At 68.0% G+C, this 12656-nt stretch carries 7 protein-coding genes; 5 read left to right on the top strand and 2 right to left on the bottom strand.

Features of this window, described 5'->3' with window-relative positions:
- Window positions 1-67 precede the first annotated feature (67 nt).
- The 4 genes from ACPYOG_RS01790 (at window position 68) to ACPYOG_RS01775 (ending at window position 6543) form a co-directional block, all read left to right on the top strand.
- Entirely contained in the window at window positions 68-877 is an 810-nt protein-coding gene (locus ACPYOG_RS01790) for a carbohydrate ABC transporter permease (RefSeq protein WP_481292569.1), read from the top strand.
- 84 nt (window positions 878-961) lie between these two features.
- Entirely contained in the window at window positions 962-2305 is a 1344-nt protein-coding gene (locus tag ACPYOG_RS01785) for an ABC transporter substrate-binding protein (protein ID WP_481292543.1), read from the top strand.
- A gap of 80 nt (window positions 2306-2385) precedes the next feature.
- Window positions 2386-4497 (top strand): beta-galactosidase, encoded by a 2112-nt coding sequence (locus ACPYOG_RS01780; RefSeq protein WP_481292542.1) that lies wholly within the window; start codon window positions 2386-2388, stop codon window positions 4495-4497.
- Between the two features lie 33 nt (window positions 4498-4530).
- Entirely contained in the window at window positions 4531-6543 is a 2013-nt protein-coding gene (locus ACPYOG_RS01775; protein WP_481292541.1) for an RICIN domain-containing protein, read from the top strand.
- Between the two features lie 436 nt (window positions 6544-6979).
- Here the strand turns inward: ACPYOG_RS01775 and ACPYOG_RS01770 are convergent, their stop codons facing one another.
- Both ACPYOG_RS01770 and ACPYOG_RS01765 read right to left on the bottom strand, forming a co-directional pair.
- Complete coding sequence (locus ACPYOG_RS01770) at window positions 6980-10117, bottom strand: carbohydrate-binding protein (RefSeq protein ID WP_481292540.1); 3138 nt, start codon at window positions 10115-10117, stop codon at window positions 6980-6982.
- Between the two features lie 223 nt (window positions 10118-10340).
- Window positions 10341-11408 (bottom strand): LacI family DNA-binding transcriptional regulator, encoded by a 1068-nt coding sequence (locus tag ACPYOG_RS01765; protein WP_481292539.1) that lies wholly within the window; start codon window positions 11406-11408, stop codon window positions 10341-10343.
- A gap of 136 nt (window positions 11409-11544) precedes the next feature.
- On the opposite strand from ACPYOG_RS01765, the gene ACPYOG_RS01760 reads away from it, so the two are divergent.
- Window positions 11545-12591, top strand: coding sequence for a LacI family DNA-binding transcriptional regulator (locus tag ACPYOG_RS01760; RefSeq protein ID WP_481292538.1), 1047 nt, complete (start codon window positions 11545-11547; stop codon window positions 12589-12591).
- The last annotated feature ends 65 nt before the right edge of the window (window positions 12592-12656 follow it).

The following is a 12656-nucleotide window of genomic DNA, read 5'->3' as shown; positions in this document are numbered from 1 at the left end:
CTCGCCGAAGGCCCGGAAGGCGTACTCGTTCGCGCGCCCCCGGAAGTCGATCGCGCTGACGATCGTCATGCTGGTGTTCCTCGTCTACGCCCTGGTCCCGCTGGTCTGGCTGGTGATCAACGCAGGCAAGACGCAGTCCGACCTGTTCGGCACGTTCGGTCTCAGCTTCGGCAGCAGGTTCGCGCTCTGGGACAACATCGTCGAGACGTTCACGTACAAGGACGGCATCTTCGTGCGCTGGCTGGGCAACACGCTGCTCTACGTCGCGGCGGGGGCCGGGGGAGCGACACTGCTGGCGACGCTAGCCGGATACGGGCTGGCGAAGTACAAGTTCCCCGGTAAGAAGGCCTACTTCGCCGTCGTTCTCGGCGCGGTCGCCGTCCCCGGCACGGCGCTCGCTGTGCCGACCTTCCTGCTCTTCAGCCAGATGGGCCTGACCAACACGCCCTGGTCGATCATCATCCCGTCGCTGATCACCCCGTTCGGGCTCTACCTGATCTGGGTCTACACGATCGACTCGGTGCCGACGGAGCTGCTGGAGGCGGCGCGCCTCGACGGCGCGAGCGAGCTGCGGACGTTCTTCACGATCTCCCTCAAGCTCCTCACCCCGGGGGTGGTCACGGTCGCGCTGTTCTCCATCGTCGCGACGTGGAACAACTACTTCCTCCCGTTGATCATGCTCAGCGACCCCACCTGGTACCCGCTCACCGTGGGCCTCAACCAGTGGAGCGCCCAGGCCGGCGGGGTCGGCGCCCAGCCCATCTACAACCTGGTCATCACCGGATCCCTGATCACGATCATCCCGATCGTCCTGGTCTTCCTCTTCTTGCAGCGCTTCTGGCAGTCCGGCCTGAGCGCTGGAAGCGTCAAGCAGTGACCCGAGAACACTGCACGATGCCGCACTGATCCCTTCTCGAACAGCGAGGGACCTGCCCCTCCACAACGAAGTGAAAGGAAACACATGTTCACCATCAAGAAAGGCACGCGCCGCAGCCGTGCCGTCGCAGCGCTCGCGGTCGCTGCGCTGTCGGCGGTCGCCCTGTCCGCCTGCAGCTCGGGTTCCACCGGCACCGGCGGGTCCGCATCCGACCTGGACTCCGCCCTCAAGAAGGGCGGCGACCTGACGTACTGGACCTGGACACCCTCTGGACAGGCCCAGGCCGACGCGTTCATGAAGGAGTACCCGAAGGTCAAGGTGAAGGTGGTCAACGCCGGAACCGCGACCGCCGAGTACACCAAGCTCCAGAACGCCATCAAGGCAGGCAGCGGTGCGCCCGACGTGGCGCAGATCGAGTACTACGCCCTCCAGCAGTTCGCCCTCTCCGACGGGCTCCGCGACCTCAACTCGTACGGGCTCGGAGATCTGCAGAGCAAGTACACCGCCTCCACCTGGAGTGCCGTCAACATCGACAAGGGACTCTTCGGCCTCCCGCAGGACTCCGGGCCCATGGTGCTGCTCTACAACAAGGCGGTCTTCGACCAGTACGGTCTGACGGTCCCGAAGACGTGGGATGAGTACATCGCCGACGCGGCCAAGCTCCACCAGGCCGACCCGTCGAAGTTCATCACGAACGACGCGGGCGACCCCGGCTACGCGCAGCCGCTGATCTGGCAGGCCGGCGGACACCCGTACACGACCAACGGTTCCGACGTCACCATCAACCTGCAGGATGCGGGCACCAAGAAGTGGGCGGACACCTGGAACAAGCTGGTCGAGCCGGGACTCGTCTCGCCGATCCCCACCTGGAGCGATGACTGGTTCAAGGGTCTCAACAACGGCACGCTCGCAACCATCGTCACCGGAGCCTGGATGCCCGGCATCATGGAGAGCTCCGTCAAGGACGGCGCCGGCAAGTGGCGCGTGGCCCCGCTGCCCAGCTACGACGGCTCGCCGATCACCTCGGAGAACGGCGGAAGCGCCCAGTCCGTCACCAAGCAGTCGAAGAACCCCGCGCTCGCGGCGGCGTTCCTCCGCTGGCTGAACAGCTCGGACTCCAGCATCGGCGTGTTCCTGAAGAGCGGCGGCTTCCCGTCGACCACGGCGCAGCTGAACGCGGACAGCTTCCTCAACGAGGCGCCCGCGTACTTCGGCGGACAGCAGATCAACAAGGTTCTCGTGGACGCGTCCAAGAACGTGGCGAAGGGATGGCAGTACCTGCCGTTCCAGGTCTACGCCAACAGCGTCTTCGCGGACACGGTCGGCAAGTCCTACGCGGCGAAGGGCGACCTCAACGCCGGGCTGAAGGCCTGGCAGGACAACCTCAGCTCCTACGGCAACAGCCAGGGGTTCAAGGTCAACAAGTAGCCCGCCTGTGGGCGCCGGGCCGGACCCGGCGCCCACAGCGGCGCGCCTCCCTTTTCGCTTCAACGACAGAAGGAACATCCATGGCCGAGAGCCGACACGCGTCACGCTGGATCACCTCCCCGACGGGCCGGCCCCGGCTTCTCTTCGGTGCGGACTACAACCCCGACCAGTGGGAACGCGACGTCTGGCTCGAGGATGTCCGGCTGATGCGCAAGGCGAAGGTCACCATCGTCTCGGTCGCGATCTTCTCGTGGTCCCAGCTCCAGCCCACCGCCGACGAGTGGACGTTCGAGTGGCTCGACGAGGTCCTCGACCTTCTGCATGAGAACGGCATCTCGGTGGACCTGGCGACGGCGACGGCCTCACCGCCGCCGTGGCTGACCACCCGCCACCCGGAGATCCTTCCGGTCAACGAGCGGGGCGAGGTGCTCGCGCCGGGAGGCCGACAGCATTGGCGGCCGACCTCCCCGGTCTTCCGGGAGTACGCGCTCGCGCTGGTGACCCGGCTCGCCCAGCGGTACGCCTCCCATCCCGCAGTCGTCGCCTGGCACGTCAACAACGAGATCGGCTGCCACAATGCCTGGGATCATTCGGCGGACGCGACCGCGGCGTTCCGGAACTGGCTGGCCGAGCGCTACGGCGACATCCAGAGTCTCAATCGGGCCTGGGGGACCGCCTTCTGGTCGCAGCGCTATTCGAGCTTCGACGAGATCCTCACCCCGCGGCTGGCGGCGGCGCATCCGAATCCCAGCCAGCAACTCGACTTCAAGCGGTTCTCGTCGGATGCCTTGCGGGCGCACCTCCGGGCCGAGCGAGCTGTCTTGCGCCAGTGGAGTCCGGACACCCCCGTGACCACGAACTTCATGGTCATGGAGGACATCACGGCCATGAACTACGCCGACTGGGCGGCCGACGTCGACTTCGTCTCGAACGACCACTACGTGACGGCGAAGCCCACCGCGCGCGACGAGCTCTCCTTCTCCGCCAACCTGACCAGCGGCCTGGCGGGCGGGAACCCGTGGTTCCTGATGGAGCACTCCACCGGCGCCGTGAACTGGCAGCCGGTCAACCTCGCGAAGGCGCACGGCGCTCTGGCCGCCGACGCCCTCACCCACGTCGCCCACGGCGCCGACGCGGTCTGCTACTTCCAATGGAGGCAGTCCCGCGCGGGCGCCGAGAAGTTCCACTCCGCGATGCTTCCGCATGCGGGAGAGGACACCGAGATCTTCCGCGACGTCGCACAGCTCGGCGACACCTTGGCCGCGCTCGACAGCGTCGCCGGAACCCACCGGAAGCCGGCGGCCGTGGCCATCCTCTTCGACTGGGAATCGTGGTGGGCGAGCGAGCAGGACTCCCACCACACGAACCGCTTCCGGTACCGGGACGAGGTGCTCGCCTGGCACCGCGCCTTGCTGGATGCCGGCCATCGCGTCGACCTGCTCCCCGCCGCAGGTGCGTTCGCCGACTACCGAGTGGTCATCACCCCGGCGCTGCACGTGCTGCCCTCCGCCCTCGCGCAGCGGCTGATCGAGTTCGCCACGAACGGCGGCCACCTGCTGGTCACGTTCAACTCCGGAATCGTCGACGAGAACGATCACGTCTGGCTCGGCGGCTACCCCGGGCTGCTCCGCGAGCTGCTCGGGATCCGGGTGCAGGAGATCCGCCCGCTGCTCGACGGTCAGCGCACGCTCCTGGATAACGGCGCCCACGCGGCGATGTGGACCGAGCGGGTCGATGTCACCGACGCCACGGTGGAGGTGCTTGCGCGCTACAGCGACGGTGAGCTGCGAGGACACCCTGCCATCACGCGGCGCGCCGCCTCGGCGGGCACCGCCTCCTACGTCTCCGCAGACCTGGACGACCGCAGCAGGGCCGGCCTGATCGAGCGCCTCACCGCAGACGCCGGGATCGAGAGCGAGCTGCCACGCGAACTCCGCGGGGAGGTCGAACTGGCGGTGCGCACGGACGGCGTCACCGAGACGGCGTTCCTGATCAACCGGTCGTCCCATCCGCTGGACGTCAGCGCGTACGGCCTGCCGCATACGATCGTCGGCTCCGCCGCGGACGAGCGGGGATCCGTCCTCCCGTTCCCTGGCGTCGCGCTCGTCTCGACGACGTCGACGGGGACGGCGACGGCGCCATTCGCCCGCGAGACCGCTGAGGACGGTGACCGGCGAGCCGTACCCGCCTAGCTCCAACCGCAACAACACGAGAAGGGAACAACGATGTTCATCACGCGTAAGTCACTGGCGGTGATCGCCGTCGCGACGACGGCGGCGGTCATCGCACTGGGAAGCATCGGCGCGTCGGCGTCCGCGCAGGCCAGCGCTCCCACCACGGTGTTCGCCCCGAGCGGTTCGGGCTACGAAGCGCCCGGCACCCTGTACCCGCGCGAGATCACCCTCCACCACAACGGTGACGCCAACGGGACCATCCTGGCGACCTGGGAGAACTACACGACGACCACCCCGTACTTCCCGGTCTACCAGAGCACCAACGGCGGCACCTCGTGGACGTCGCTGTCGCGGGTCACCGATACGGTGAACGGCTACGGGATGCGGTGGGAGCCGTTCCTCTACGAGCTCCCCGCAGCGGTCGGCGCTCTGCCGGCAGGGACGATCCTCGCAGCAGGGCTGTCCGTCCCCGCCGACAAGTCGTCCACGGAGATCCTCCTGTTCGACAGCACGGACCGCGGAGCGACCTGGTCGTTCCTGAGCTCGGTCGCCAAGGGCGGAGCCGGACTCACCGCCGATCCGAACACGCCCGTCTGGGAACCGTTCATCCTCTACTACCAGGGCCAGCTCGTGGTCTACTTCTCGGACCAGCGGCAGAACTCCACGCACTCCCAGCTGCTGGATCACGAGACGTCGACGGACGGCATCACCTGGTCGGCGCCGGTCGATGACGTGGTCTACCCGTCCCAGTCCGCCCGCCCCGGCATGACGACGGTCGCGGCCATGAACAACGGCAAGTGGATCATGACGTACGAGCTGTGCCAGACCACGGGCGGCTCCTGCCCGGTCTACTACAAGATCGGCACGGACCCGCTCGCCTTCAACTCCGTCACCGGACAGCAGCTGCTCCCGGTCGATGGCTCCCATCCCTGCTGCCAGCCGTACGTCGCGTGGACGTCGAGCGGCGGAACGAACGGCACCATCGTCGTCAGCGCCGGCGGGCAGACGCCGCTGCTGGTCAACACGGCGGGCGGAGCCGCAGGTTCCTGGCAGTCCGAGGCGTCGAACGCTCCGTACGGCTACAGCCGGTCCCTGATGCTGACACCGGACGGCGGGACCGTGATGACGATGAGCGGTGGATCTCACGACAGCACCACGCTCAACTCGGTCCAGTACGCCTTCGACAACATCGCGCCAGCGGTGTCGGTCGGGGCGACCTACACGCTGGCGAACGCGAGCTCGCACCTCGACCTGGCCATCGGTGGCGCGTCGACCGCGGAAGGCGCCCAGGCCATCCAATGGCCGGCCACCGGGGGAGCGGAACAGAACTGGCGGTTCGATCGCCAGGCGGACTCGTACTTCACCGTGACGAACGTCAACAGCGGGAAGGTGCTCGCGGTCGCCGGGGCATCGACGAGCAACGGCGCCCTCATGCAGCAGCAGACGCGGGTCGCGGGCTCGGCAGCCCAGGAGTGGGCCGTCGTGCAAGGGACGGACGGAACGTTCACGATCACCAACCGCAAGAGCAACCTTCCGCTCGAGGACCCGTCCTTCTCGACCGCCAACGGGACGGCGATGGACCAATGGACGGACAACGGCGGGGCCAACCAGCACTGGACGTTGACGCAGACCGCGCTCCCGACACTCACCACGGGGAAGTTCACGCTGCAGAACGGATTAGGCAAGTACCTGGAGATCCCGGCGGGGTCGACGGCCGCCGGGACGCAGGCGGATCAGTTCTGGTACACCAACCAGGACTGGCACCTCTGGACTTTCACTGCGGTGGCGGGCGGCTATGAGATCGTGAACGCCAACTCCGGTCTCGCCCTGACCGACGAGTACACGGGCGGCAGCAGCGTGGTCGTGGACCAGCAACCCGCGACCGGCGCGGCGAAGCAGCTCTGGACTCTGGTGCCGAGCGGGTCGACGTACCTGATCAAGAACGTCGGCACCGGGCGTTACGCGGCGACCGCGGGCGCATCCACCGCGGACGGTGCCCCGACCGTCTCGTGGACCGCCACCGGCGGCCCGGAGCAGGCCTGGACGGTGCGCCGCATCGACTGATACGCGGCCTACCCCCGCGCGCCCGGTCCCCGCGGGCCCAGCGGGCCCGCTCGCGCCCGGTCCGCGAAGTGCTCGTTGTTGCACTCTCGGACGGCGTGTCGGGTGCAACAACGAGCACCTCGGCGGAAAGAGCGCGGAGGGAGGCGCGCGGAGGAAGGAGCGCGGCGGAAGGAGCGCACCCCGGTCCCCAGCAAGGGGCGGCGCACCCGGTCCCCGCGAAGTGCTCGTTGTTGCACTCTCGGACGGCGTGTCGGGTGCAACGACGAGCACTTCGGCGGAAGGAGCGCACCCCGGTCCCCAGCAAGGGGCGGCGCACCCGGTCCCCGCGAAGTGCTCGTTGTTGCAGGTACTGACGGCGTGTCGGGTGCAACAACGAGCACTTCGGCGGAAGGAGCGCGGCGGGAGGCCCGCGGATGGGACCGGGCGCGGGGGCGGTCTACTTCTTGGCGATCAGCGGGGCGAAGGTGATCTGATCGATGTTCGCCGCCTGGTTCGACCTCATCTGAGCACCGACTCCGGCGCCGCCCGAGACGACGGGGCCGACAGCCCCGACGGTGAAACCGTCGAAGTTGTACTGCTGGTCCGACCAGAGCTTGATGGTGTTCTTGCCGGGCTTCAGGGTGACCGGGACGGTGACCGTGAAGAACTGGTTCCAGCTGTACGTCGGCCCGAAGGCGACGGACTGCACGGACGATCCTCCGTTGACGGAGAACTGTGCCGTCCTATCCATGAAATCGGGGTTGTAGTGGTTGGACGGCAGCGACTGGTTGTTGGCGAATCGCAGGGTCATCTCGTACTGGCCAGCCGAGGGCGCGGTCGTCGCGATGGTCAGCGAGTTCGCCTGGCCGGGACCGATGTCGGTGACGGCGCTCCCGTTCGCCTGCGAGGCGGACTTGTCGATCGCCGTGATCCCCGTGAGCGTGCCGGACTCGGCCTGGACCGTTTGGGTGTTGGACGTGACGACCGTGTCGCCTGTCGCATACGGCGTCACCGAGAGGTCGTCGAGCTGGATCGTTCCGGAGGTGCCGGTCACGACGATCCGGTTGATGCCCTGTTCCAGGTACACCGCGCCGGAGGTCGACTTCCACGTGGTGTCGTCGGTGCCCGAGAGCCCCAGTGCCTCAGCGGACTGGCCGTTGACGCTCGTCTTCGCCGCCCCGTTTCCGAGGTAGCGCAGCGCGAACTTCGAATATCCATCGGTCGCGGAATCGACCCAGAACGTTGCCGTGTCGCCCGTGCTCAGCGCCGCGGTGCCCGCTCCGCTCTGACCGCGCGATGCGAACGAGGTCCTCGCGCCGGCCAGGTGCGCCTGCTCCGCCTCGTAGACGGTCGTCGGAGACGTGATCTGCGAGACGTCGATCTTGTCGATGATCGCGTCGCCTGCCGTCGCACCGCCGTTGTCGCCGGTCGTGGCGAGCGAGATGTCGTGGTCGCCCGCTGTCAGATGCACCGTGGTGTCGACGTTGTTCCACGTCGTCCAGTGGTAGCTCGCCGGCAGCCAGACCTCGGTTGAGGCACCGCCGTCGGCCCGCAGGTAGACGTTGGTCGGGCCCTGGACGCCGCTCGCGGACGCGTTGCTTCCGGCGAAGGTGCGGATGTCGTAGTCGGCGGTCGCCGGGACGCTCACGTGGAAGGTGATGACGGTCGTCGATCCGGTCCGGAGGCCGCCGACATCCTTTCCACCCGACGTCGCGTTCCCGACGATTCCGGTCTTCTCCGTGTTGATGTTGAAGCCCGTCCCGCTCAGTGAGGCGTCCTCGGCCTCGTAGGACTTGCGGAAGCCGCTGTCCACCGCGGACTTCGAACCCGTGCCGCCCGGCTGGACGGTGATCTCGTAGGCCGACATGGCGGATGCGTCGATCGGCACCGTGATCGTCCCGTCGACCACGGGGACGTCGGCATCGGAGAGCCGGAGCGGCGCGTTCGCTGCTCCGGTGTCTCCGGACCAGGCGTCCTCCTGCACGGTCACGTGCACGGACGAACCGAACACCGACGAGGGGATGTTCTTCACGACGGTGTTCACGGCGCCGGTGCGGCCGCCACCCGAGAGGATGACCCGCGCGGTCTTCGCTGCGGTGTCCAGAGTCGCGACACCCTGCGGCGTGCCGCCGGCGTTATTGGTGCTCGGGGTGAGCGTGACCTTCTGCCCGGTCATCTGCGAGTACCAGTTGTACAGCCACCACTGAGCGTTCGGGGTGTTCTGCTGCGCCGCGGAATCGTTGAGCGAGCCGTCGACCTCCCAGTAGGCGAGGTCGCCGTACACGCCGCTGTCGTCCAGCGCCGAGATCCACGGGACCATCGTGGCGGGGTCGTCCTCGTCACTGCCGAGCCCGTACTCGGAGATGTTGATCGGAAGCGGTCCGACGCCGACCGTCTTCTCGATCGACCGGTACGCTGCCACGTCCGAACGAATGGTCGTCGGGCTGGACAGCTCGTGCCAGATCATCACATCGGGCACGCACGCGTTGGCCTTGCAGTAGGTGAGGAAGTTGGAGGTCGTCCGCGCGTCGAAGTGTCCCTCGCCCGGACCGGCGATCCGCGCGGTGGGATCGAGGCTCTTGATCAGCTTGTACGTCGAGAGCCACTCCGCCTCGAAGGCGGCAAGGACCGTCGAATTCGAGTTGATCCCGTTGAACCACTCGCCATCCGGTTCGTTGTAGGGAATGAAGACGATGTGGTTGTTGGCGCCGGCTGCCAGAACCTGCTTGACCTCGGTCGTCATGAAGCCCTGGTACTGCGCGTAGCTGGTGCGGTCGTACGGGTAGGCGCGATAGACGTCGGTCATGTAGATGTACTCGTCCTTGCCGCCTCCCTTCACGAATGCCGGCTCGACGCTGAGGGCGTCGGCACCGGGATGCTGCTGCCCGTCCTGTGCCTTCGTCGAGATGGTCAGCTGTCCCATGCCGGCGACCAGGTTGTCGCTCGGGACTCCCGGCTGGTAGATCCCGTACAGCGTTCCGGATGCGGTCGGTGCGAAGGCGGCACCGGGTGCGCCGAGGTCGGCGGTGAGCGTGGGCGGCGGCGGAGGCGGACCGACCACGACGGCCGCGTCGATGGCGACCGTGTGATTGGTACTCGCCGGATTCTTCGTTCCCGTGGCCGTGATCACCACGGTGTGGGTGCCTTCGGTCAGGCCGTCGCTGCTGAACAGAGTCGACTGGGTCGACCGCGTCGCCTGGTAGTCATCGACGGTGGTCGCTGCTCCGCCGTCGAGTGAGAAGGTCACGATTCCCTGGTCGACATCGCGGACGCCGAGGAGGGCCACGCTCGTGCCCGAGAACGTGAACTTGCCGACGCCGTTGGTCGCATTGTTCCAGTGGACGGTGCCGTCATAGAGGTCGGAGACGCCGGAGGCGGTTCCCCACGTGGAATCGTAGGTGAAGCTGTCCTGGCCCGAGGTCACCGCGTCGTCGATCTTCTGAGACACGTCCGCCGGCGCGGTCGCCGCGCTCACCGGCTCCACAGCGGGCGAGCTGGCAGAGGCGCCCGAAGCTGCGGTCGCACCTGCCGCGACGAGTCCCGCTGCGGCCAGAAACACCCCCGCCCGGAGAACAGAGCGATCTATCTTCGTCATTACAACTCCCTTGTCGTGTACAGCCCTTAGTAATCGAACCGGTTCGACAATTTGCCCGCTTTCAGGCCTGGCATACTGCCGGCGGGCATGATCGCCGCAGAAAGTGCGAGACGCCGCCGCGCGCGAGCGGAACGCAACCCGATCTATCGAACCGGTTCGATAATCGTGAAGCGTAGGGCTAAAGCAACTCGGAAGTCAACCGATGCGTCCCGACTCCGGACGATCAGCGCACGCCGGCGCCGGGAAGCCCGGTCCGCCTCTCGCGCCTCGGCGTACTGTCCCGGATCACACCCGTGGCCGGCAGCATCCGAACCGGATCGTCTTCCGGCTCGGCGAGTGCCAGGGCGAAGGCGAGCCTGCCCATGTCGATCAGGGGCACGGCGACCGTGGTGAGGCTCGGCGTCACATCGCGGGCCATCCGGACATCGTCGAACCCGGCCACTCCGATATCGCGGCCGACCCGGATGCCGTGGTCCCGGAACGCCGCGGCGGCTCCGACCGCCATGACGTCGTTGACCGCGAAGACGAGGTCGATGTCATCCAGCCCGCGGGCGATGAGCTTCTCCGCGGCCCGGTAGCCGCCGTCCCGGGTGAAGGCGTCGACGAAGGTGTCGTCCTCCTGGATGGACAGCCCGACCTGGGCCAGTCCTTCGGCGAACCCCGCGCGCCGGTCCGCCACCGTGACGAGCTCCGGGTTCCCGCTCAGCACGGCGAACCGCCGGTACCCGCGCCCGGCGAGCTGCAGGGCGAGACCCCGGGCGCCTCCGGCGTTGTCGACCGCGACGGTGCGGAACGGCAGGAGGGGTTGCGAGACCAGGACGACCGATCCACCGGACCGCTCGAATGCCGTCAGCGCGCCGGACAGCTCGTCGTACGACGCTCCTGAGTGGCGGCTGCCGGCGATGACGATCGCGCGATGTCCCTGAGCGCGCAGATCGCGGACGCTCCGCAGTTCCAGCTCCGGGCTTCCCTCGCTCGCGGTCACGGTGACGGTCAGCTTGGCCGCCTTCGCGGCGGTGATCAGCCCGCTGGCGATCGCCGCGAAGTACGGATCGGCGATGTCGTTGACGACGAGCCCGATGGTCGACGTCGCCCCACGCTTGACCGACTGAGCCGAGACGTTCGCCACGTACCGGAGGCGACGGGCGGCTTCGTGCACTCGAGCCGAGATGTCGGGGCGCACGACGCGGTCGCTGCCGTTGAGCGCCCGGGACGCCGTGGCGATGGAGACGCCCGCCTCGCGCGCGACGTCGTGCAGGGTCGCCCGCGACGGGGAGCGCTTAGTCGCCATATCCGGGCCCTCCCCGCGATGATCGGCATGCGCAGAAGACGCCACCGTCGTTCCCCGACGTCATGGGGACATTCTCACACGCGCGCGCGAGGTGACGGCCGCTGCCGCCGCCCGACGCGTCCATTACTGTCGACCCATGGCCACGCGTCGCTCCTCCAAGCCGACCCTCGACGACGTCGCCGCTTTGGCCGGTGTCTCGCGCGCCACGGTTTCCCGGGTTCTCAACGGCGGTGTCCGCTCGACGGCCAACTTCGACCCCGAGGTGCGGGAGGCCGTCTTCGCGGCGGCCAGATCTCTGGATTACACCGCGAACACCCAGGCGCAGGCGATGTCGGCGGGCGCATCGTCCACCGTCGCGATCCTGGTCTCCGAGATCGACGATCCCGGCTCGTCCGCCCTGGTGTCCGGTGCTCTGAAGCGCGTCCGGGAGACGGGCAACGCGCTGATCGTGGGTCTGTCGGGGCTGACCGGGACGGATGAGCTGGATGCGCTCCGCGCCCTGCGCGGCCAGCGGCCGAAGGCTGTGGTCATCGCTGTGAGCCGCACGACCGACGCCGTTCGCGAGGAGGCGTTCCGGGAGGAGCTCACCGCGTTCGCCGATGCGGGTGGACGCGTGTCGGTGATCGGCGCCAACTCGTTCGGGTTCGACGAGGTGCTGCTGCGGAACGCCGACTCCTCCGCCGCACTCGCCCGCGCCCTCATCGCCCGGGGCTACCGGCGATTCGCCATCGTCGCGGCGTCGGCGGATCAGATCACGTCGCAGGAGCGGCTGCGCGGATTCATGGAGGAGGCGGCGAGCGAAGGGCTCTCCATCGACCCTGCCCTCGTCGTCTCAGCAGATTTCGATCGCGACGGCGGGTATGCGGCCGCCGGGGCGCTGATCGACCGCCTCGACGATATCGAGGTGATCTTCGCCGTGAGCGACGCGATGGCTCTCGGAGTGATCGCGAGGCTCCGCGAGAACGGGGTCGCCGTGCCCGGCCGGGTCGCAGTCGCGGGATTCGACGACGTCCCCCTGGTCCGGGATCTGACCCCGCCCCTGACGACGGTCCGGATCCCTCTGGAGGAGATGGCGGCCCTCGCGGTCGACCAGGTGCTGGGCGAGACCGGGACGCGCGGACCGCGGACACTCGAGCTCACGGGCGAGGTCGTCGTCCGGGCCAGCACCCCGGCGAAGGCGTAGGACGCAGCGTCCGGTCCGCGCCTGTTCGCGCCCTGTTCGTTTCCGTATGCCTGTCAGCCGGTGGA

The organism is Leifsonia sp. HAY1-4F, assembly GCF_056755275.1.
The sequence above is the reverse complement of the archived record's forward strand: the minus strand, read 5'-3'. Positions and strand labels throughout refer to the sequence as shown.